A 22289-nucleotide genomic window follows, 5' to 3' on the forward strand; every position below is an offset into this window, starting at 1 on the left:
ACCGCGGCCAACTCCCCACCCAGCACACCCCGTCAACGACACACCCGATCAAACGGACACGCCACCGGCGAGTGAACCTGACCAAGCCCTACTAGGAGGATGTCACCAGGATCGGTCGTTGCGGTCGCTGTACTTCCCCGCTGTAGCGCAACCAGCGGACCCATCACGTCAGTGACGACGCCACCCGCCTGGCTCCTGTCACGGAGGCGTGGGCATCTGCGTGAAGGTGCACGGTACCGTGAGCGGCTCTGTTGCGGTGCAAACACCCTGGTACACCGCACCGGTCGCGGTCAGTACGCTGACGTAGACCTCGTTGTCGCGCGTCGCCAGTGTGGCGTCGACGACGTTGGTCGGCGCCGGTGTCGAGGGCGTGCCTGTCACGAGTTGCCAGTCGCCCACAGGCGTAGGGGCCGAGGGCGGCGCCTCTCGGACCGTCAGGACGTACACACGTCCGTCACACACCACCCCGAGGTACTTGTCCGGGTCTTGCACTGCCGAGTCGATGTCGAAGCATCCACGCGGCACGGGCGGGGGCTTCGGGCAGTTCTGGTCGTGGCCGTGGTCGCACCCGCCATTGGATGCGATGCCTGCGCGGGCGGTCATGCCGTTCGGTGTCTCGGGCTGCTGCGCAGCTTTTGCTGTTCCGGCTCCGACGAACGTCATGGCGACTGCGGCTGCCAGCGAGGCAGCAACCCTGCGCTTCTGTTTCACTCCATGCGCTCCTTTTCTGGTGACAGCGGGCATAAGTCTGTTTTCTCGAGAAAACGTGACACATGTATGCCCGCGTGATGTGTTCCACTGCAGGGCGCGCACAGTTTTCGCTCAGATGCGCGACGTGGGAATGAAGGGGCGGCCACTGTCGGTCGGGCCTTCGGCTCCGCGCCTGGCCGTCGGCCGCAACGGCGAATTCGGACGGACATTCCGTGTCCCCGCCCGGTGGTCCCCCGAGGTCATCGGTGATACGAGCATTGCCGACGTGGACTTCGCCGAGTTCGCCTGCGCGGTCGGCGGTTTCAGGGACGTTCCGCGGTTGCGGCGACGACTGAACCAGCCGTCCCCTTGCGGCGCACGGTACCGAGCAGTCGCAGAGCAGACATGGGCCGGTTGCCGGACCGGGAAAGCCGTGAAGTCCCTCTGCTTTGCGCTGCTGATTCCCGAAGGGCTCCTCACGGCCGGTGGCCCATGAGGCGGGCTGCCGAGGTGAGGGTGGCTCGGGCCTCGTGTTCGGGGAGGCCGGTGTGGAGGGCGGCGGCGAGCAGGGGGGCGGCGAGGTCGGGGCCGATGCCGTGTTCGTAGGCGCGGCAGGCCGCCCAGAACAGGCGGGTGTTGCGCTGGCCCTCGTGGGCGCCCAGGACGAACTGCACCAGGCCCTGGCCGTGCCCGCCCGTCGACGCAGGGGCGGGATGGCGGGGCGCGCGGGGCGGTGGCAGGAGGAGCCTGAGCAGGGCGCGTGGGCAGGGGGCGGGTGCGAGGTGGGCGGTGCCGGGGGCGACGGCGTACGCGCCGTGTGCGGTGCGGGAGCCGGGGCCGACGAGGTAGCCGCCGGCGCCGCGGATGTCGATGCCGGGCGCCAGTCGGCCGGCCGAGTTCGGGACGACGACGTCCGGTGGCCCGGTGAGCCACAGGTGGCGGCCGCCGCTCGGAGTCATGACCACCACCGTGGGCGGGATGGTGAACAGGTGGCGCAGGGCGATCTCGCGCAGGGCCGCCGGGGCGTCCGTGCCGGCCTTGGTGTCGAGGTCGACGCCGATCAGGTGGTGCGGGGGCAGGCCGCAGGCGATGCCGTAGCCGGTGGCCCAGGGAGCGGCGGCGAACAACTCGCGGATGCGGGCCGGGTCGGTGGAGGCGTCGTACACGCCGTGACCGAAGCGGCCGCACTCGCCGTGGCAGCGCGGCCGGGACGGGTCGGGCGCGTCGGCGCGGTGCGGTGAGCGCAGGGCCGGGAGTTTCGTCCGGGACAGGGGGATGACGGCCAGGCCGCGTTCGGCGGCTGACAGTGCGTGTGCGAGGGCCAGCGTCGTGGCCTGCCGGTCGATGGTGGCCATGCCTCCAGTTTCGTATGTATGTTCGAAGAACGGAAGGGGTCAGGTGTGGCGGATCGCGCCGTGCGCGGGGAATTGTCGACTTCGGGTCGATTCGCGGCGGGGTTTGGCGGAACGCTTCACCCCTTGCGGCGGTTGGGGATCGCTCGGGCGGTCGGCGCCCGGTTCGGTGCGGTGTGGGGGGTGTGGGACAAGAAAGGTGGCGAAGGGGGTTTATCGACTTGTCCTCACGCTTGCGTGCGAATCACGGCTTCCGGGGTGGTTCGGAGGGGACTCATGGGCGACTCTGATCTTGCGACGTCGTGAGAAACCGCCGGGGTGGTCGGCCAACTTCCCTGGTGAAAGCCGTAGTTCAGAGTTCAGATCGCTTCACGCAGCTTCACGCAGTGTCACGTACTCCGGCAGGCAGCCGGTGCGTACCTCGTACTGGAGGAGCAATATGGCAAGCATCCGTACCGTCCGCGTTCTCGCCGCCGTCGCGGCCGTCCCTCTCGCGGCGGCCCTCTTCGCCGGCGTCGCGGCCGCGGACAACGGCGCCTTCGCGGACAACGGATCGAACGCGGGCATCGCCGGGGTCGTCGGCAGCGGGGTCGGCCACGACAACAGCGGCAACTCGTCCACCACGCAGCAGCAGGCGGTCGGCAACGGCGCCTCGAACCAGAGCAACACCGCCCAGGTCGACGGCTCCGCGTTCACCGCCGTCCAGCAGGGCAACAGGAACGTCGCCATCGGCTTCACCCCGCTGTGGTGAGCCGGGGTGGGCCGGCGCGCACACTGGGGATCCGCCGGCCCTGAACACACGTGGGTCTGCTCGTGGGGACGCAACACACGTCGGCGCGGCGGTGCTTCGGTACCGCCGCGCAGGCGTCTTCCGTGTCTTCGGCGGTCGGCGTACGGTGCCACCCGGACCGTCACCCAGGGGTGAACCCGCAGTACGGCCCGGTTCCTCGTCCACCCTCAGGAGGTGCGGACAACCCCACCCCTACAACCTGAGGGGGACTCGGCTTCAGGACCTGCGGGCGATACGCCGCGGGCGTCGGCGCTCCTAGCGTGGAGGCATGACCACACCCGTCTGCACCAGCGCGTCGACCGCGGCCGTACCGGCGGCGACGCAGAGCCTGGCGTATCCGTCGTTCGCGTCGTACGTGCGGGCCCGCCAGTCGGTGCTGCTGCGCACCGCCCGGTCGCTGACCGCGAACCCGAGCGACGCGGAAGACCTGTTGCAGACCGCGCTCACCAAGACGTATCTCGCGTGGGAGCGGATCGAGGACCACCGGGCGCTGGACGGCTACGTCCGCCGCGCGTTGCTGAACACCCGTACGTCGCAGTGGCGCAAGCGCAAGGTCGACGAGTTCAGCTGTGACGAGCTGCCCGAGCCGGAGCCCGTACCGGGCGCGGCCGATCCCGCGGAGCAGCAGGCGCTGCGCGACGCCATGTGGCGGGCGATCCTGAAGCTGCCCGCGCGGCAGCGGGCGATGGTCGTCCTCAGGTACTACGAGGACCTCTCGGAGGTGCAGACGGCCGAGGTGCTCGGCGTCTCCGTCGGCACGGTGAAGTCGGCGGTCTCCCGGGCGCTCGGCAAGCTGCGCGAGGATCCGGAGCTGGGGCTGGTGCGCTGAGGCGGGGCGGCCGGAACCTGCCGGCACGGCGCCGCAACCGTTTGCGCGGGCCCCTGAGCCGGCTCGGGACGGGCCCCGTGCCGACGCCCGGCGCGGAGGGGCTCGTGCAGAAGGTCACGTGATCGATCGTCCGCCCCTAGTGACATACCGAATGGTATGTGCGCAGAATCAGCGCGAACCCTACTACCGCGTAGGCGATCCCCTACCACCGCGTAGGCCATGCCGTTCCGGGAGGACGCCGTGCTGAGCACCATGCAGGACGTACCGCTGACCGTCACCCGCATCCTCGTCCACGGGGCGCTGGTGCACGGACGGTCCCAGATCACCACCTGGACCGGGGAGGGCGAGCCGCAGCGACGCAGCTTCGCCGAGGCGGGCCTGCGCGCGACACAACTGGCGAACGCCCTGCGGGACGACCTCGGCGTCCGCGGCGACGACCGGGTCGCGACCCTGATGTGGAACAACGCCGAGCACGTCGAGACGTACTTCGCGGTGCCCTCCATGGGCGCCGTGCTGCACACCCTCAACCTGCGCCTGCCCGCCGAGCAGCTCGCCTGGATCGTCAACCACGCCGCCGACCGTGTGATCATCGTCAACGGCTCCCTGATCCCGCTGCTCGCCCCGCTGCTGCCGCGGCTGAAGACGGTCGAGCACGTCGTCGTCTCCGGCCCCGGCGACCGCTCCCCGCTCGACGGATCCGCCGCGCAGGTGCACGAGTACGAGGACCTGATCGCCGGCAAGCCGACCACGTACGACTGGCCGGAGCTCGACGAACGCCAGGCCGCCGCCATGTGCTACACCTCCGGCACCACCGGCGACCCCAAGGGCGTGGTCTACAGCCACCGTTCGATCTACCTGCACTCGATGCAGCTCAACATGACCCAGTCGATGGGGCTGACCGACCAGGACACCTCGCTGGTCGTCGTCCCCCAGTTCCACGTCAACGCCTGGGGCCTGCCGCACGCCGCCTTCGTGACCGGCATCAACATGCTGATGCCGGACCGGTTCCTGCAGCCCGCCCCGATCGCGGAGATGATCGAGCGCGAGAAGCCGACCCACGCAGCCGCCGTCCCCACCATCTGGCAGGGCCTGCTCGCCGAGCTGACCGCCCACCCCCGTGACGTCTCCTCCCTGGTCCAGGTCACCATCGGCGGCGCGGCCTGCCCGCCCTCCCTGATGGAGGCCTTCGACAAGCTCGGCATGCGGGTCTGCCACGCCTGGGGCATGACGGAGACCTCCCCGCTCGGCACGGTGGCCCGTCCACCGGCGTACGCGGTCGGCACCGACGAGGAGTTGGGCTACCGCCTCACCCAGGGCCGCTTCCCGGCCGGTGTGGAGGCCCGGCTGACCGGCCCCGGTGGCGAGCGCCTCCCCTGGGACGGCCAGTCGGCGGGCGAGCTGGAGGTCCGGGGCCCGTGGATCGCCGGCGCCTACTACAACGGGCCCGACGCGGAACCGCTGCGCCCCGCCGACAAGTTCAGCGAGGACGGCTGGCTGAAGACCGGCGACGTGGGCACGATCAGCCCGGACGGCTACCTCACCCTCACCGACCGCGCCAAGGACGTCATCAAGTCCGGCGGCGAATGGATCTCCTCGGTGGACCTGGAGAACGCCCTGATGTCCCACCCGGACGTCGCCGAGGCCGCCGTCGTCGCCGTCCCCGACGACAAGTGGGGCGAACGCCCGCTGGCCACGGTCGTCCTCAAGCCGGGCGCCACCGCAGACTTCGAGACCCTGCGCGCCTTCCTCGCCGAGGAAGGGAGGATCGCCAGGTGGCAGCTCCCCGAGCGCTGGACGATCGTCGAGGCGGTCCCGAAGACCAGCGTCGGCAAGTTCGACAAGAAGGTGCTGCGCAGGCGGTACGCCGACGGGGAACTGGACGTCACCCAGCTGTGAGCGCCGGGCCCGCCGTCTCGGGAAACCGATGAGGGCGGGCCCTTCTCATGGGTGCCGAAGCCCAAGGGCTGTCCAGCGATCCCCGGCGGGCGCGCGACGCCGCCCTCGGCACCTCGCCGCGTTGTCGGAACATCCGCACACGCCCGGTAGGCGGACGTCCCTCCGCCGTGCGATGCTCCGCCACTGCATGAACGGCGTGGGAGGTGCCCCCGGCATCCGACGCCGCGCGCTGATCCACCGCGTATCACGGGACAGCCCTCAGTTGGTGCCGATACGGGCCAGCAGGTCGACGATCCGGGTCTGGACCTCGTCGCTCGTCGACCGCTCGGCGAGGAACAGCACCGTCTCGCCGGAGGCCAGCCGCGGTAGGTCCGCCTGGTCGACGGCGGCCGTGTAGACGACGAGCGGCGTGCGGTTGAGCTGCCCGTTCGCGCGCAGCCAGTCCAGGATCCCGGCCCGGCCGCGGTGCACCTGCATCAGGTCCATCACCACCAGATTGGGCCGGAACTGTCCCGCCAGCGTCACCGCGTCGCCGTCGCTCGCGGCCCGCGCAACCTGCATGCCACGCCGTTCCAGCGTCGCGGTCAGGGCCAGCGCGATCTCCGCGTGCTCCTCGACCAGCAGCACCCGCGGCGGGTGCTGCTCGCTGTCGCGCGGCGCCAGCGCCTTCAGCAGCACGGCGGGGTCGGCGCCGTAGGCCGCCTCACGGGTGGCCTGCCCGAGCCCGGCCGTGACCAGCACGGGCACCTCCGCGGCGACGGCCGCCTGCCGCAGCGACTGGAGCGCGGTGCGCGTGATCGGTCCGGTCAGCGGGTCCACGAAGAGCGCGGCGGGGAAGGCCGCGATCTGCGCGTCGACCTCCTCGCGCGAGTGCACGATCACCGGCCGGTAGCCGCGGTCGCTCAGCGCCTGCTGCGTGGCGGCGTCCGGGGCCGGCCAGACCAGCAGCCGACGCGGGTTGTCGAGCGGCTCCGGCGGCAGTTCGTCGTCCAGCGGCTGCGGACGCGGCATGTCCGCGACCTCGACGGCACCACCGGGGCCGTCCAGCGGTTCGGGTCCCTCGGCGGCGTTCTCGTCCGGGGCTCCTATGGCGTACGACCGCCCGGCGCCCTCGGTGGTCTGCGCGAGCCGGGGCTGCCCGGGGGCCGGCGAGGGCTGCGCCGGGGTTCCGGGGGCGGCAGGGGTGGCGGCCGGTCCCAGGGCAGAACCGCCCAGGGACGGCTGTCCGGAGGCCTGTTCGGCCGACGGGCGAGGGCGCGCCGTCTGCTCGGGCCGCTGCTGCTCGGGACGTGCGGCGGCCGGGTCCGGGGGCGTGCCCAGTTTCCGGCGGCGGCCGGAACCGCCCGCCGTGTGCGGGGGCGGGGTGGCCGACGGCTGCTGCACCTGGGCGGCCTGGCGGCTGAAGGGCACGCCCTGCCCCAGCGTCCGCACGCTGATCGCCCGGCCCTGGGTGGAGTTCGGGTCGACGGGCGCGGCGGCCTCGGTAGGCAGCGGCTGAGCCGCCCGCGGAGCACCGCCACCGGGGGCGGGCGAAGCGGCGGGCTGCCCGGCGGCCTGTGCGGCCTGCGGGGGCCGAGCGGCCTGGGCGACGGGCTGTCCGGCGGTCTGCTCGGGCGGCAGCGGGGTGCCGGGAATTGTGCCGTGGGCCGGGGTGCCGTGAGGCGGCGTGCCGGATGCGTTCGGGGGCAGGAGGGCGCCCGCCCCGTTCGGGCCGGCCGGAGCGGCCGGGGCGCCTTGCGGCGGTACGACGGCCGCGGTGCCGTTCGGCGGCACGGGCCCGGCCGAACCGTTCGGTGGCACGGGGACGCCGGGGCCCAGCGCCTCACCGGTAGCGGGCCACGGCTGCGGAGCCGGCGTACCGGCGGCCGGTGTCTGCTGCACGGAGGCGGTCTGCTGTGCGGAGGGGGTGGCCTCGGCGGGGAGGCCGTGGGCCGGGGTGGCGTGCACGGGCGCCGCCCCGCCCGGGAGCGGCCGGCCGGTGGCGGCCTGTTCCGGGGCCAGCGGGCCCCGGCCGGACGCCTGCGCCGGAGGCAGCTGTGCGCCGGCCGGCTGTCCGGGAAGACCCTGCGGCATCGGACCACCCTGAGCGGGCACGCCCTGTCCGATCGTCCCCTGCGCTGCCTGCGCGGTCACGCCCTGCGCCGGTGGCTGGGCCACCGCCCGTCGCCGTCGTCCGGTCGGCGCGGTCGCGGGGTGCGGCTGCGGGGGCGTGTGGGTGTCGGACTGCCCGGCGGACACGGCATCGTGCTGCCCCGCTTCGGCGTCCGAACCGGCACCGGCCCCCGATCCAGGACCGCCGGCCTGCCCCGGAATCTGCACCTGCTGCGGCACTCCCGTCCCCTGCGCCGCGGGCGCGGGCATGGGCTCGGCCTGGGGCGCAGGCCGGTCGACGTCGGCGGGCGGAAGAGCGAAGACCGTACGAGGAGCCGCCTCCTGCGCGGCCGCGCGCTCGGTGGCCGCCGCGAGGGCACGCCGACGCCGCCCGGTCGGCTGCTGGGCGGGCGCGGTGGCGGAACCGTCAGCTGAGTCAGCGGCGGCGGCCGTGGCATCCGGCGCCACGGGCAGCGCGGGCGGGAGAGCCTGGGGTTCACCGGACTCGCGCCGGGCGCGCCGTCCGGTGGGCGAGGGCACGCCCTGCGGCGGCACCGTGCCGCCCAGGCCGGAACCGGAGGCCGCCGCTCCCGCCGCGTGCTCGGCCGCCGTGACCACGGCGCCCTCGGCCACGGCCGGGTCCTCGGCGGGCCGGCCGCGCCGCCGGCCCGTACCGCCGGAGCCCTCGGCTCCCTGGGCCGAGTCCTGCGTCCGGCCCTGGGCAGGGACCGGCGCGGGCTCCTCGGCCGGGCGCCTCCTGCGCCGCCCGGTCGGAGTGGCCTGGCCACCGGAAGCGGGGGCGTCACCCTCGCTGCCGCTTCCCAGGAACGCGTCCGTGGACGCCCGCCGGGCCCGGCGCCGTCCGCCCGAGGCCTGCGCGGGCACGGTGGGCGCCCCGGCCACGGCGATCTCCGTCGAAACGGCCCCTCCACCGGACGCGGCGGATCCCGCCTCCGTACCCGAACTCGCCGCCGGCTCCACCTCTGCCGCGGATCCCGCCGTCCCCGCCTGGCCCTGCTGGTCGTGGACCACGGCCCCGGCGCCGCCCCCGATGGGCACCTCGAGCACGTAGGCGCTGCCGCTCATGCCGGGCACTTCATGGGTCTGCAGCACACCGCCGTGCGCCCGGACGATGCCGCGCACGATCGGCTGGTGCACCGGGTCTCCCCCGGCGTACGGCCCGCGCACCTCGATCCGTACGACCTCGCCGCGCTGGGCGGCCGCCACCACCACGGTGTTGTCCATGTAACCGCCTGCCGACACCGGTGCGTTGCCGGTCGCGTCGACGCCGGCGACGTCCGCGACGAGATGCGCGAGCGCGGTGGCGAGCCGATGCGGGTCGACCTCGGCCTCGATGGGCGGCGCGTGCACGGCGAACTGCACCCGGCCGGGCCCGACGAGCTCGACGGCCCCGTCGACACCGGCGGCCACCACGGCGTCGAGCATGGCCTTGGTCCGGGTGATGTCCTCGCTGCCGACGTCGAGGCGCTGGTAGGAGAGGACGTTGTCGATGAGGGTGGTGATGCGCGAGTAGCCGGCCGAGAGATGGTGCAGCACCTGGTTGGCCTCGGGCCACAGCTGGCCCGCGTCGTCGGCGGCGAGTGCCGCCAGCTCGCGGCGCAGCTCGTCCAGGGGGCCGCGCAGGGAGCCGCCCAGGAGCGTCAGCAGCTGCTCGTGGCGGCCCGCGAGCGCCTCGTAGCGGTCCTTCTCCCGCTCACCGAGCGCGGCGTACCGCTCCTCACCGGCCGCGAGTTCCTCCGCGTGCCGCTCGGTGAGCTCCTCGATCTCGGTGACGTGCTGCTGGCGCAGGGCGGTGAGCTCGGAGGCGTGCTCCTCGGCGAGCCGTTCGAGCTCCTCGGCGTGCCGCTGCTCCGCGGCGGCCTTCTCCTCGGCGAGGGCGTCGTAGGGGCGCCGGTCGGTGAACGTCATCACGGCGCCGACGAGCTGGTCGCCGTCGCGCACGGGCGCGGTGGTCAGATCGACGGGGACCTTGTCCCCGGCCTTGGACCACAGCACCTGCCCGCGCACCCGGTGCTTGCGGCCCGAGCGCAGGGTGTCGGAGAGCGGCGACTCCTCGTACGGGAAGGGCGAGCCGTCGGCGCGCGAGTGGAGCACGAGGGTGTGCAGCTCGCGGCCGCCGAGCTCACCGGCGCGGTAGCCCAGGATCTGCGCGGCGGCGGGGTTGACGAGCACGATCCGGCCGTCGGTGTCGGTGCCCACGACGCCCTCGGCGGCCGCCCGCAGGATCATCTCGGTCTGCCGCTGCGAACGGGCCAGCTCCGCCTCGGTGTCGACGGTGCCGGACAGGTCGCGCACGACCAGCATCAGCAACTCGTCGCCTTTGTAGCCGGAGCCGTCGTACGCCTGCTGGCCGTTCTCCAGATTCGCGCTCGTGACCTCGACCGGGAACTCGCTGCCGTCGGTGCGGCGCGCCGTCATCCGGGTCGGCTTGGTCCGCCCGCGCGGGTCGATGTGGTCGGGGCGCCGCATGGAGCCGGGGATCAGCTTGGAGTCGAACTGCGGCAGCAGATCGAGCAGCCCGCGACCCACCAGGGCCGTGCCCGGGGTCTCGAAGGCCTCCAGGGCGATGGTGTTGGCGTTGACGACGGTGCCGTTGGCGTTGACCAGCACCAGGGCGTCGGGCAGGGCGTCGAGTATGGCAGCGAGGCGAGCAGCGCCTCGGGATGGCCTGCTGCTCACGAGACGCTTCCTCCCTGTTACCGCACCTTGCCGACCGCGGGGGTCATCTTGCCAACCGGCCCGCAGCGTGTCACGCGAGCGAGTCTATGCGCTGAGGTTGCGCCCGCGACGCCGGATGAGAGGGAGGTCGCACGAGGAAGTGACGTCGAACCCGTGACCGTACGATTCCGCTTCGCACGACCTCCGCACGACCTTCACCGACTCCGGGATCGCGGCCTTCGCCGACACCTGAACCGCGACCTCGGCCGCCTCAGGAATCGCGGCCTCCACGCTCTTCGGGACCGGGACGGCGGGACCTCGGGAACCGAGGTCGGGCAGGAGCGGCACGAGCCGGTCCCAGCGGCCGATCGCGCAGCCGTCGCCGCGGTCGTACGCCGCGTCGACGGGCCGGCCGGCCCAGGTCCCGGTGACGCGGGCGGTGGCCGGCCCGCCGTACTGCATGGTGCAGAGGCCGTCCGGCGGCGCGGGGGCGAAGGCGTCACGGCCCCAGCGCGTGCTCCGGTCGAGCACCGCGCACGCGCCCCGCGCGTCGGGATGGCTCCCGCCGCCGGGATGGCAGTACAGCTCGAACGTCCCGTCCCTCCCGTCACCGGCGTGCCGCACGGTGACGGTGAGGTGATCCCCGGCCCGGTCCTCGTCCCGGACCGGGGGCGGCGCGCCGGCGGAGGCGGCGGCGGGCAGGGCGGAGAGCGCGGTGACGGTGAGCGCGACGACGGACGCCGAGGCCCCGAGCAGGAGCCGCCGCGGCCGGCGGCGCTGGAGGCGTGAGCTGAACTGCATCATGCCCGGACCAACGCGTCGGCCCGCGAGGCGTTGCGCCGGTCGACGCGACCGGACGACGCCCCGGCAAGGACTTTGCCCTGGGCCCCGTCTGCCTAGTACCGTGGGGAGCGATTGGTGACACCCCGCTCGTGTGTGTCATCATCTGCACGCACCGATCGCGCGCTCGCGTGAGCGGTTGTGCTGGAGGCGTCGCCTAGTCCGGTCTATGGCGCCGCACTGCTAATGCGGTTTGGGCCTTAAAGCCCATCGAGGGTTCAAATCCCTCCGCCTCCGCGCAAGATCACCGAAGCCCCGGTCCACTGGACCGGGGCTTCGTCGTACCGGTCGTAGGGGCCGTGCACCCCGGACCGCGTGGCCCGACGCCCCACCGTCCCAGGCCCTCTGCGTCTCCCGCCGCGAACCGCGTTTCCGCAGCTCACAAGGGGTGCGGGGAATGGATTTCACATGACGGCGGCAGTCATGTAATGTTCTTCCTGTCGCCGCGAGCGGGCCGGAAGGACCGAAAGCGAAGACGAAAAACAGAACAAGCACTCGTAGCTTAACGGATAGAGCATCTGACTACGGATCAGAAGGTTGCAGGTTCGAATCCTGCCGAGTGCGCACAGACCAGAGGCCCCGGAGAGATCCGGGGCCTCTGGCGTCGGTGACGGCGCTTCGGGGGATTGACCAGGGAAATCGCGTACTCGCCGATCTCCTCATCGGCCACGGCATGCGCCCGAGCCGTGGCCTTGATCGCGGCATCCTGGAGGGCGACCGGCGTCTGGCCGGGGTCCCTGCGCCGGCCGACGAGTCAGGCCTTGCGTACGACGGGGGGTTGCCAGCGGCCGTCGAGGACTTCCGGACGGGGGGCGTACAGACGCATGGTGACGCCGAGCGGGCCGGTGGGGGCGGGTAGCCAGTTCGGTTCGCGATCGGCGCCGGGATTGACATGGCTGATGAAGATGTCGAGGGAGCCGTCGGCGTTGTAGTTCAGCCGATCGCGGTCGCCGAGGGCGAAGCGGTTCAACTCGTTCGGCGCCTGGAAGCCGACGTGGTCGTACATGGTGACCGACCAGAACGCGCAGACCGGTGGCAGCGCCCCGGCGTCGAAGTGCATCACGTAGTCACGCTCGCCCACCAGCGGCTCTCCGTCCGCGTCGACCGCGAGCACCGGATAGACGGCGTCTTCGGGTGGGTTGGCGCCCAGCCCGACCATGGCGACGAGGGCCCGCCGGAAGTAGTCGTTGCCGTAGACGCCGATGTTCTCGGCGGGAACGGACCAGCCGTTGACCCGTCGGCCCAGGGCGGAGGCACGGGCTGCCGTCAGCATCTGCTCCAGGGCCTCGCTCGCGCCCGTCTGAATTGCCGCCAGTTGCTCCTCGCTGAAGCTGCTGTCCGGGAAGTGGCGGCCGGGGACGACACCGAGATCCGCGATGCGGGACAGGATCGAGAAATCCGTGGGATGCGGCGGATGAACGGCCATCAGTTCGGTGCCACGGCGGAAGAAGTCGACGGCGCCGAGTCGGTTGACGTGGCCGAGTGGCTCGTCGATCTGCGTCACGCCTTCGCGTCCGGTCTCGGGGGCCGTCGGCGTGCGGGGAGTGATCCTGTAGCCGTCCTGAAGGGCGTTGACGAACTCGTAGTCGTCCGGACCGTTGGTCTGCGTCCGGCCGATGATCCACACATACGGCGTCGGTGCCTGGATGACCGTGGTGTCCCCGGGGTCGTCGACCTGGTCGCCGTTCGCGACGAGAGTGTAGCTCTGGGTGCCGGTACCCGTGGTGCGCTTGCCCGGCACGGCGAACACATCGGTCCACATGTCGAGCATCGGCATCAGGAAGTACCTGTCCTCCGTGTCGCCGATGGACACGTCCACCGGTCCGCCGGTCAGGTCCAGCCAGGCCGCCGAATACAGCGTGTCGAAGTTCGGGCGCACCACGATGCGGAAGTCCGCCGACGGGAACTGGCGGAGGTGGTGGAACTGGTTCGGCGGTCCGGAGGCGGGTTTGACGCCCTCCGGGACGCTCACGGTCTGTTCACGCGTGACGTCCATCAGCACCAGCGGATACAGATAGACATAGGCCTCGCGGCTCAGCGTCCGCAGATCATCGGCCAGCTTCGACATGCCGCCACTCCTCTCCCCGACGAGCGTGAGAACGAGGTGCCTCCCCTTGTCAGGCTGTCACTGCGCACGCACATCAGCGACGTGAGACGCCGGCGCGTACCCGTGCTGATCGCCTCCCGGGTCGGCGGGCGTCGTGCGGTGACCGGGGAGCCGTCAGGCGGGACGCGGGGGCGTTGTCAGTGGGGGGTCGTAGCCTCGTCAGGGATGGGCCAGGTGTGGAAGTGCTCGGGGTTGCGGTGGTCGGTCGGTGGGCCCGTGCTGGTGTGGCAGGGCGGGCGGTCCAGCGCGCTGACGTGGGGGAAGCGGGTCGCCTTCGAGGTCGCGGAAGGGGGAGTGCGCACGTGCGTGGGGGCGCGGGGGCATGCGTGCCCGGTGCGGGCGGTCGTGTCGGGGCGGAGTACGGGGGCGCGGTGCGAGGAGTGCGCGCGGCTGGAGCGGGCGCACTCGGTGGCCGCGGACACCATCGCGGACGACCGGCGGCCGTATCACGTGTATCTGGCCTGGTTCGGGACCGGGATGGCGAAGGTCGGGATCACGGCGGTGGAGCGGGGGCCGGCACGGCTGCTGGAGCAGGGCGCCGTCTGCTTCAGCTGGCTCGGTGCCGGTCCGCTGATGGCCGCGCGCCGCACGGAGGAGTTGCTGCGCGCCGCGCTCAAGGTGCCCGACCGGATTCCGTACGCCGAGAAGCGGGCCGTACGGTCGCGGCTGCCGGCCGGGTCCGCCGATCGGGCCGCCGAGATCGCGGAGCTGCACCGCAGGGCCCTCGCACTCGGCGGCTGGCCGGAGTCGCTGGAGCGGGCGCCGTTCCGGCCCGTCGATCATGTGACCGTGTTCGGTCTGGACGGGGTGCCCGCCGCCGTCGGTGAGGTGAGTGAGCTGGTCGCGGGCGGGACCGTGAGCGGTGAGCTGGTCGCGGCAGCGGGGCCGGACCTGCATCTGGCCACCGGGAGAGGGGTCGTGGTGCTCGATACGCGACTGATGGGCGGGTGGGAGCTCGGGCCGGCCGGGCCGGATGCCTCGAGCGTGCCGGTGCGGCCCTTGAAGGAGGGGAGGGAGGCCGGTGGTGTGCAGGACGGGTTGTTCTGAGGGCGGGGTGGACGCGATGCGGGAGCCGGGGTGATCGTGGGCCGTATGAATGATCACGTGCGGGATACGGGTCCCGCGGCTCCCGGTTCGTCCCGGGGCGCGGCGGTTGCCGCGGAGAGCGCGGAAGTGCGGCGGTTCCGCGAGCGCATCGGGGTGCGGGCGCTCGTCGACGTGCACACCCACTTCATGCCCGAGCGGGTGCTGCGCAAGGTCTGGGCGTACTTCGACGGGCTGGGCCCGCTCACCGGAGGCATCGAGTGGCCGATCACCTACCGGGAGGAGGAGCGGCACCGGGTCGCCAGGCTGCGCGAGTTCGGGGTGCGGGCCTTCACCGCCATGCTCTACCCGCACAAGCCCGGTATGGCCCGGTGGCTGAACGGCTGGGCGGCCGACTTCGCCCGCCGCACCCCCGACTGCCTGCACACCTCGACCCTCTTCCCCGAGGACGGCGTGCACGCCTACGTCCAGGAGGCCGTCGAGGCGGGCGCGCGCGTCTTCAAGGCGCACGTCCAGGTCGGCGCGTACGATCCCGCCGACGAACTCCTCGACCAAGTCTGGGGGTTGCTCGCCGACGCGGGTGTCCCCGTGGTGATCCACTGCGGGTCCGGTCCCGCGCCGGGCAAGCACACCGGGCCGGAGCCGATCGCCCGCGTACTCGCCCGCCACCCCCGGCTGCGGCTGGTCGTCGCTCACCTGGGCATGCCCGAGTACGAGGACTTCCTCGATCTCGCCGAGCGGTACGAGCAGGTGCGGCTGGACACCACCATGGCGTTCACCGACTTCAGCGAACGGTTCGCCCCGTTCCCGCGCCGCGCCCTGCCGCGGCTGGTCGCTCTCGGCGACCGCGTCCTGCTCGGCTCGGACTTCCCCAACCTCCCCTACCCCTACGTCCACCAACTGCACGCCCTGGAACGGCTGGAGCTCGGCGACGACTGGCTGCGCGCGGTCTGCCACGACAACGGGGCGCGGCTGTTCGGCCTGGACCAGAACCCTTCCCGAGACGCCCACCGGGCCGCCCCCCAAGACGCCTGAGCGTTTCTCAGGGAAATCACAGACTTGCGCAAGCCGGCTCTCACAGGCGGCCGACAGGGTTGCCACCATGACCACGATCTCGCCCCAGGGGCGCACCGAACTGCTCAGGCCGGACGGGAGCCCCGTCCGGGTGCTTGTGGTGGACGACGAGCAGTCGATCAGCGAACTGCTCTCCATGGCCCTGCGCTACGAGGGCTGGCAGATCCGCAGCGCCGGGGACGGGCAGGCGGCCGTCCGGGCCGCACGCGAGTTCCGGCCCGACGCCGTCGTCCTCGACATGATGCTGCCCGACATGGACGGACTGTCCGTCCTGCGGCGGCTGCGCCACGAGCTGCCGGACGTGCCCGTTCTCTTCCTCACCGCCAAGGACGCCGTCGAGGACCGTATCGCCGGGCTGACGGCGGGCGGCGACGACTACGTCACCAAGCCGTTCAGCCTGGAGGAGGTCGTGGCGCGGCTGCGCGGGCTGATACGCCGCTCCGGCGCCGCCGACCGGCGCTCCGACTCGGTACTGGTGGTCGGCGATCTGGTGCTCGACGAGGACAGCCACGAGGTCTCCCGGGGCGGGCAGGACATCCACCTCACGGCCACCGAGTTCGAACTGCTGCGCTTCCTCATGCGCAACCCGCGGCGCGTGCTCAGCAAGGCGCAGATCCTGGACCGTGTGTGGTCCTACGACTTCGGCGGGCAGGCCAACGTGGTCGAGCTCTACATCTCCTACCTGCGCCGCAAGATCGACGCCGGCCGTGAGCCGATGATCCACACCCGGCGCGGCGCCGGTTACCTGCTCAAGCCCGCCGCGTCCTGAACGTGCGGCGACGGCCGCGTACGCAGCAGCAGCGACGAGCCCGGCAGCCGCGCACATCCGGCGGGCCGCACGCGCCGCTTCCTCCCCCGGGCGCCCCGCTCGCTGCGCACGCGGCTCGTCGTCGCGTCCGTGCTGCTGATCGCCGTGGTCTGCGCGGTGATCGGCACGACGACCACACCGGCACTGCGCTCGCACCTGTACGAACAGCTGGACGGACAGCTCGAGGAGGTCGCCGCGCGGGCGTCCGGCGCCATGCCGTCCGACGCCCGCCGGAACGGCGGCCACGGCCCCGTGCCGCCGCCGAGCAAGAAGATCAGGCTCACCGATTTCGTCACCAGGGGCCCGCAGCCGCAGGGCACGACCGTGGCGTCGGTGAGCGACGGCTCGGTCACCGCCGCCACGGTGGGCGAGACCGGCCGGTCGGCGCGGCGGCCGTGCCGGTCGGCGGACCGCTCGCGATGGCGCTGCCGCACGGGTCGGAGCGGGCAAGGGAGAGCGCGGGGGAACACGGACGCGGAGATGGAGGTCGTCCGGCAGCGCGTGCGGATGGCGCCTCAGCGGCCGCTTAGCATGACGGCATCGGACCGATGGGAAGGTGCGCCATGGTGAGGGCAGCCGGCGCCGAGGAGGCGGCGCGGACCAGTGTCTGGCTGGAGGGCAGGGCGCGCCGGGGCGGACGCGGCGGCGGACAGCCGTCGGGACTCGACCGGCAGAGGATCACCGACGCCACGGTGCGGCTGCTGGACGCGGAGGGGCTGGCCAAGTTCTCCATGCGCCGGCTCGCGGCCGAGCTGAACGTGACGGCCATGTCCGTGTACTGGTACGTCGACACCAAGGACGACCTGCTCGAACTCGCCCTGGACGCCGCCTTCGGGGAGGTACGCCTGCCCGACCCGGAGGCCGACGAGGACTGGCGCGACCAGCTGCGCGCTCTCACCGCCGAGTACCGCGCGCAGCTGGTACGCCACCCCTGGCTGTCGCCGCTGGCGGGCCGCTATCTCAACATCGGCCCGAACCATCTGGAGTTCTCGCGGACGGTGCAGCGGGTCATCCGCCGTGCCGGGCTGCCCGCGCACCGTGTGACGAGCGCGATCTCGGCCGTCTTCCAGTTCGTCTACGGCTACGGCACGATCGAGGCCCAGTTCCGGTCCCGGATCGCGGACAGCGGCATGACGCCGGACGCCTACTACGAACAGGCGATGAGCGCGGTGTTGCAGCATCCGCCGGTCGCGGACTACATCGAGCAGTCCAAGGAGATCATGGACGCCCGCGGCGGGGACACGGTCGCGGAGATGCTGGACCGCGACTTCACCTACGCCCTGGACCTGCTGATCGCGGGCATCGAGGCGATGGTCGCCCGGGGCTGATCACCCCTCACCGGCGAGCCGTGCCGGGAAGCCGCCCGTGGCCACCGGACCCCATCGCTCCGGCGTGATCCGGATGAGCGACTTGCCCTGCTTGACCATGGCCTGGCGGTACTCGTCCCAGTCGGGGTGCTCGCCCGCGATGTTGCGGTAGTACTCCACCAGTGGTTCCACGGAGTCCGGCGTGTCGATGACCTCGGCCGTGCCGTCGATCTGCACCCACGGCCCGTTCCACTCGTCGCTCAGCACGACGAGGCTCACGCGCACGTCCCGCTTGGCGTTGCGGGTCTTGGCCCGCTCCGGGTAGGTGGAGACCACGATCCGTCCGGAGTCGTCGACCCCGCAGGTCAGCGGGGAGGCCTGCGGGTCGCCGTCGGCGCGGCGGGTGATCAGCAGGGCCCGGTGGCGGGGCCGTACGAAGTCCAGCAGTTCGTCCCGCGAGACGCGGGTGTTGGTCGCGATGTTCGGTGCCATGGGGCCAGCCTAAGCGCCGAGAGAGCCCCGGTGGCTGACCCTGCCGTGCCTACGCCTGGGGCAGCGAGTCGCCCTGCACCGCCTGGATGTCCAGCTCCACCTTCAGGGTGGTGCCGACGGCGGCGATGCCCGCCTGGACGACCTGGTTGTAGTTCATGGCGAAGTCCTCGCGGCGCAGTTCCGTGGTCGCGCGGAACGCGGCCCTGGTGCCGCCCCAGGGGTCGGCGCCGGTGCCCAGATAGGCGAGGTCCAGGTCGACCGGGCGGACCACGCCGCGCATGGTCAGCTCGCCGTGGACGGTCCAGCGGTCCGAGCCGGCGGCGGTCAGCCCGGTGGAACGGTAGGTGATCTCCGGGAACCGCTCGGCGTCCAGGAAGTCAGGGGACTTCAGATGGCCGTCGCGCATGCCGTTGCCCGTGTCGATGGAGGCGGCGCGGATGACGGCCTCCACACGGGACTTGGCGACTTCGTCCGGGGCGATCTCGATGGTTCCCGAGAAGTCCGTGAACCGGCCGTGCACGCTGGAGATGCCCAGGTGCTGGGCGACCGCGGCGACCGAGGAGTGCACCGGGTCGATGGTCCACGGCCCCGGCGGCGGCAGTTCGGTGCCGCCCTGGCGGGCCAGGGTCACCGTGCCGACCTCGGCCCGGCCACTGGCGGTGACGATGGCGCTGGAGGCGGCGGGCGCGTAGCCGACCGCGGTGACGATGACCGTGTAGGCGCCCGGTGCCAGTTCGGTGATGTCCCGTACGGCGCCCTCGGGGTCGGCCTCGGCGCGCAGCACCTGTGTGCCCCTCATGTCGGTCACGGTGACGACCGCGTGCGACACGGCCCATCCGTCCCGGGTGCGGATCCTCGCGGTCAGTCCCATCCCGTTTTCTGCCTTTCGATTGCTCGTTCGCCTGCGGGGCGGCCCCAGCCGGTGCCGGTGTAGCCCCTCCGGCTCACTCGCGTGCAAAGCCGTTCAAATTGGTCATATGACACCGACCCGCGGTGGGGCGCACCTCCGCTCGGAGCACGCCCCGCCACGGGCCGGGTCCGGACTACTCGCCGGGGTGGGCGAGTTCGATGTCGTGGTCGTCGACACCGCGGCCGGTGACGGTCAGGGCCGTCGCCACCGGCGGGTAGCCCGTCGCGATGACGGTGTACTCACCGCTGTCGAGGTCGGTGAAGGCGTACGCCCCGTCCGTGCCGGTGGTGGCCGTGCCGACCACGTTGCCCGCCGCGTCCACCAGGGTCACGCGGGCGTCCGCGAGGGGACCGTGCGGGGCCCGGACGACGCCCTGGAGCTGCGCGCCGGAGTCGAGGTCGATCTCGACCCGGGTGACCCCGGTGCCGCCCACCTCGACCGGCAGCGCCCGCGGGCGGTACCCGGCGGCGTTCACCGCGACGGTCACCGCACCCGGCACCAGCTCGGCGAAGGAGAACTCGCCCTGCCCACCGGTGGTACCCGTGGCCAGCAGGTCGCCGCGCACATCGGTGACGATCACCATGGCGTCCTTGACCGGCAGCCCGTTCTCCACGGCCCGCACCACACCGGTCAGCCCGCTGGTGCCGCTGAGCAGGATGTCGTACGCCAGCGGCTCGCCGTTCACGACGATCGTGGACGCCTGCGGCTGGAAGCCGTCGGCGGAGGCGATCAGGACGTAGGAGCCCGCGCCCGGCGCGTCCAGCGCGTAGGCGCCGTCGGCCTGCGCGACCGACCGGCCCAGCTGGCGGCCGGCCAGCGAGATCAGCGTGACCGCGGCCTGCGGCACCGGCGCGCTCTCGGCGCCCCGGACGAAGCCGCGCACCGGGATGCCGCCGCCGGAGCCGGCGGCCGGCTCACCGGGCGCCACCGTGGCGACCGCGGCCGGCCGCTGGGTGCCGAGCGGGTCCCGCGTGCTCTCCGGGCCCGCCTCCGCGCCGGCGGTGGCGGATGCCCAGCTGGGCACCGGCTCCTCGGCCGGGGTGGACGCCGCGGCGGCCTCGGCGGCGGTGGTCTCGGCTTCGGCGACGACGGGGGTCGCGGCCGGGTCCACCGGGGCGCTCTCGTCGTCGGCGGCCTGCGCCAGCGCGCCCTTGGTGCGCAGCGGAACCTCCTTGATGAACAGTGTGATCAGGAAGGCGACGGCGGCCAGCGCGCCGGCGATCAGGAAGATGTCGGCGATGCCGTGCCCGTAGGCGCTCTCCACGACCGTGCGCAGCGGCTTCGGCAGCGCGTTCATGTCCGGGATGGTGTCGGTTCCGGTGCCGGAGCCGCCCGCGAGCTTGGCGTACTTCGGGCCGAGGTCGGTCAGGCCGTCCTTGACGTAGTGGGTGATCCGGTCGGCCATCACCGCGCCGAGCGCGGAGACGCCGATCGCACCGCCCAGGGAACGGAAGAAGGTGACCGTGGAGCTGGCGGAACCCAGGTCGCTCGGGGCCACCTGGTTCTGCGTGCACAGCACCAGGTTCTGCATCATCATGCCGATGCCGAGACCCAGCAGCGCCATGAAGACGGCCATCTTCCAGTAGGCGGTGTCGTACCGGATGGTGCCCAGCAGACCCAGACCGGCCGTCACCAGCACGCCACCGCTGACCAGCCACCCCTTCCAGCGGCCGGTACGGGTGATGAACTGGCCGGAGACGGTGGAGGAGACGAACAGGCCGCCGATCATCGGGATCGTCAGGATGCCGGACATCGTCGGGGACTTGTCCCGGGCCAGCTGGAAGTACTGGCTGAAGAAGACGGTGCCGGTGAACATCGCGATGCCGACGAAGAGCGAGGCGAGCGACGAGAGCGTGATGGTGCGGTTGCGGAACAGCCGCAGCGGGATGATCGGCTCGCTGGCCTTGGCCTCGACGAGCACGAACAGCAGGCCGAGCACGATCGCACCGCCGACCATCGCGGCCGTCTGCCATGACATCCACTCGTACTTGTCGCCGGCGAAGGTGACCCAGACCAGCAGCAGCGAGACGGCGGCGGAGATCAGGAACGCGCCGCCCCAGTCGACCTTCACCTGACGCTTCACGACGGGCAGGTGCAGGGTCTTCTGCAGCACGATCAGCGCGAGCACCGCGAACGGCACGCCGACGTAGAAGCACCAGCGCCAGCCCAGCCAGGAGGTGTCGGTGATGACACCGCCGAGCAGCGGGCCGCCGACGGTGGCGACGGCGAACGTGGCACCCAGGTAACCGGAGTAACGGCCCCGCTCGCGCGGGGAGATCATCGCGGCCATGACGATCTGCGCCAGGGCGGACAGACCGCCGACGCCGATGCCCTGCACCACACGGCAGACGATCAGCATGCCGGGGTTCTGCGAGAGACCGGCCGCCATCGACGCGACGACGTAGATGATGAGCGCTATCTGGACGAGCGCCTTCTTGCTGTACAGGTCGGCGAGCTTGCCCCACAGGGGAGTGGCCGCGGTCATCGACAGCAGGGCGGCCGTGACCACCCAGGTGTAGGCGGACTGGCCGCCGCCGAGGTCACCGATGATCTTCGGCAGTGCGTTGGAGACGATCGTGGACGACAGGATCGCCACGAACATGCCGAGCAGCAGCCCGGAGAGCGCCTCCATGATCTGCCGGTGGGACATCGGAGCGCTCCCCGGGGAGCCTCCCCCATGCTTGGCGTGAGCCCGCACACCGGCTGGTGTGGTCGTTGCCATGGGCTTCCTTTGCTTACGTGCTTGCGGGTGTACGGGTGGTCTCTTCGACTACGGGCGCGGGAATCCGGGCCGGCGTGGACCGGCAGTCGCCGAAGCTTTCGCGCAGCCGGGTCATCCACCGGATCAGCTGACCGACCTCGTCGTCGGTCCAGTCGCTCAGCCGATCGGCGAAAAGGTGCGTGGTCCGCCGGTACATGTCGTCCAGCCGCTCCAGGCCGGCGGGCGTCAGGCGGAGGATGCGCGAGCGCTTGTCGGCAGGGTCCGGCAGCCGGTCGATCCAGCCGCGCGCGGCGACGTGGGCCACGTGCCGGCTGGTGACCGACATGTCGACGGCGAGCAGCTCCGCGAGCTTGCTGATGCGCATGTCGCCGTGGTGGCCCAGCAGCGTCAGTACCGCGGCCGAGCCCGCCGGACAGTCGGACGGCAGGATCCGTCCCATGTCCCGCTTCACGGCTCCGATGGCGCTGAGCTGACGCGCCAGCTCTTCGTACTGCGCGTGCTCGGCCATCACACCTCCCGTAATCGTTGCTTGGGGCAACCATACGAGCGGTTGGTTGCTGCAGGCAAACAAATACGGGCCTGACGGCGCAAAAACTTGGCAAAGGCAAGTATTGCAAACGTAAACTCGCAGGTGGCGAGCGGGCCGAGCTGGTGGAGC

General features: G+C 72.1%; 15 protein-coding genes, 2 tRNA genes and 2 pseudogenes. 10 read left to right on the forward strand and 9 right to left on the reverse strand.

The window, feature by feature from the left end; genetic code table 11:
• Positions 1–198: 198 nt before the first annotated feature.
• Complete coding sequence (locus tag ACWDUZ_RS20265; protein ID WP_451633174.1) at positions 199–711, reverse strand: hypothetical protein; 513 nt, start codon at positions 709–711, stop codon at positions 199–201.
• A gap of 455 nt (positions 712–1166) precedes the next feature.
• Entirely contained in the window at positions 1167–2045 is an 879-nt protein-coding gene (locus ACWDUZ_RS20270; RefSeq protein WP_451633175.1) for a bifunctional DNA primase/polymerase, read from the reverse strand.
• A 436-nt stretch (positions 2046–2481) separates the two neighbouring features.
• Between ACWDUZ_RS20270 and ACWDUZ_RS20275 the strand changes: the two genes are divergently transcribed.
• The 3 genes from ACWDUZ_RS20275 (at position 2482) to ACWDUZ_RS20285 (ending at position 5557) form a co-directional block, all read left to right on the forward strand.
• Positions 2482–2793 (forward strand): hypothetical protein, encoded by a 312-nt coding sequence (locus ACWDUZ_RS20275; RefSeq protein ID WP_451633176.1) that lies wholly within the window; start codon positions 2482–2484, stop codon positions 2791–2793.
• A gap of 307 nt (positions 2794–3100) precedes the next feature.
• Positions 3101–3661: a SigE family RNA polymerase sigma factor gene (locus ACWDUZ_RS20280; protein ID WP_451633177.1), complete on the forward strand. Its 561-nt coding sequence runs from the start codon at positions 3101–3103 to the stop codon at positions 3659–3661.
• A 240-nt stretch (positions 3662–3901) separates the two neighbouring features.
• On the forward strand, positions 3902–5557 hold the full coding sequence (locus ACWDUZ_RS20285) for a long-chain fatty acid--CoA ligase (protein ID WP_451633264.1): 1656 nt from the start codon (positions 3902–3904) through the stop codon (positions 5555–5557).
• A gap of 258 nt (positions 5558–5815) precedes the next feature.
• Here the strand turns inward: ACWDUZ_RS20285 and ACWDUZ_RS20290 are convergent, their stop codons facing one another.
• Both ACWDUZ_RS20290 and ACWDUZ_RS20295 read right to left on the reverse strand, forming a co-directional pair.
• A complete protein-coding gene (locus ACWDUZ_RS20290; RefSeq protein WP_451633178.1) occupies positions 5816–10348 on the reverse strand; it encodes a PAS domain-containing protein in 4533 nt (1510 codons plus the stop codon).
• A 300-nt stretch (positions 10349–10648) separates the two neighbouring features.
• Positions 10649–11128: pseudogene (locus tag ACWDUZ_RS20295) on the reverse strand (SSI family serine proteinase inhibitor); the annotation flags it as partial.
• 185 nt (positions 11129–11313) lie between these two features.
• Here ACWDUZ_RS20295 and ACWDUZ_RS20300 point away from each other — a divergent pair.
• Together ACWDUZ_RS20300 and ACWDUZ_RS20305 are read left to right on the forward strand one after the other, a co-directional pair.
• Positions 11314–11404, forward strand: a tRNA-Ser gene (locus ACWDUZ_RS20300).
• Between the two features lie 254 nt (positions 11405–11658).
• Positions 11659–11731 (forward strand) — tRNA-Arg (locus ACWDUZ_RS20305).
• A 190-nt stretch (positions 11732–11921) separates the two neighbouring features.
• Here ACWDUZ_RS20305 and ACWDUZ_RS20310 read toward each other — a convergent pair.
• Positions 11922–13235: a DUF1254 domain-containing protein gene (locus tag ACWDUZ_RS20310; protein WP_451633179.1), complete on the reverse strand. Its 1314-nt coding sequence runs from the start codon at positions 13233–13235 to the stop codon at positions 11922–11924.
• 204 nt (positions 13236–13439) lie between these two features.
• Between ACWDUZ_RS20310 and ACWDUZ_RS20315 the strand changes: the two genes are divergently transcribed.
• The 5 genes and pseudogenes from ACWDUZ_RS20315 to ACWDUZ_RS20335 all read left to right on the forward strand — a co-directional run bounded on the left by ACWDUZ_RS20315 (position 13440) and on the right by ACWDUZ_RS20335 (position 17528).
• Entirely contained in the window at positions 13440–14321 is an 882-nt protein-coding gene (locus ACWDUZ_RS20315) for a DUF2797 domain-containing protein (RefSeq protein ID WP_451633180.1), read from the forward strand.
• Positions 14322–14366: 45 nt separating this feature from the next.
• Positions 14367–15353 carry an amidohydrolase family protein gene (locus ACWDUZ_RS20320; protein WP_451633181.1) on the forward strand — a complete coding sequence of 329 codons (987 nt, stop codon included), beginning with the start codon at positions 14367–14369 and terminating at the stop codon, positions 15351–15353.
• Between the two features lie 67 nt (positions 15354–15420).
• On the forward strand, positions 15421–16161 hold the full coding sequence (locus tag ACWDUZ_RS20325) for a response regulator transcription factor (protein ID WP_451633182.1): 741 nt from the start codon (positions 15421–15423) through the stop codon (positions 16159–16161).
• 102 nt (positions 16162–16263) lie between these two features.
• Positions 16264–16575 (forward strand): annotated as a pseudogene (locus ACWDUZ_RS20330) (two-component sensor histidine kinase); the annotation flags it as partial.
• Between the two features lie 188 nt (positions 16576–16763).
• Positions 16764–17528 (forward strand): TetR/AcrR family transcriptional regulator, encoded by a 765-nt coding sequence (locus tag ACWDUZ_RS20335; RefSeq protein ID WP_451633183.1) that lies wholly within the window; start codon positions 16764–16766, stop codon positions 17526–17528.
• Here the strand turns inward: ACWDUZ_RS20335 and ACWDUZ_RS20340 are convergent, their stop codons facing one another.
• The 4 genes from ACWDUZ_RS20340 to ACWDUZ_RS20355 all read right to left on the reverse strand — a co-directional run bounded on the left by ACWDUZ_RS20340 (position 17529) and on the right by ACWDUZ_RS20355 (position 22139).
• On the reverse strand, positions 17529–17999 hold the full coding sequence (locus ACWDUZ_RS20340; RefSeq protein WP_451633184.1) for a PPOX class F420-dependent oxidoreductase: 471 nt from the start codon (positions 17997–17999) through the stop codon (positions 17529–17531).
• A gap of 49 nt (positions 18000–18048) precedes the next feature.
• A complete protein-coding gene (locus ACWDUZ_RS20345; protein WP_451633185.1) occupies positions 18049–18870 on the reverse strand; it encodes a YceI family protein in 822 nt (273 codons plus the stop codon).
• A 172-nt stretch (positions 18871–19042) separates the two neighbouring features.
• Complete coding sequence (locus ACWDUZ_RS20350; protein WP_451633186.1) at positions 19043–21631, reverse strand: MFS transporter; 2589 nt, start codon at positions 21629–21631, stop codon at positions 19043–19045.
• Between the two features lie 13 nt (positions 21632–21644).
• The gene (locus tag ACWDUZ_RS20355; protein WP_451633187.1) at positions 21645–22139 is read right to left on the reverse strand and encodes a MarR family winged helix-turn-helix transcriptional regulator; all 495 of its coding nucleotides are present in this window, start codon (positions 22137–22139) and stop codon (positions 21645–21647) included.
• Positions 22140–22289: the final 150 nt, after the last annotated feature.

It is taken from the genome of Streptomyces sp. NPDC003393 (genome assembly GCF_053589015.1).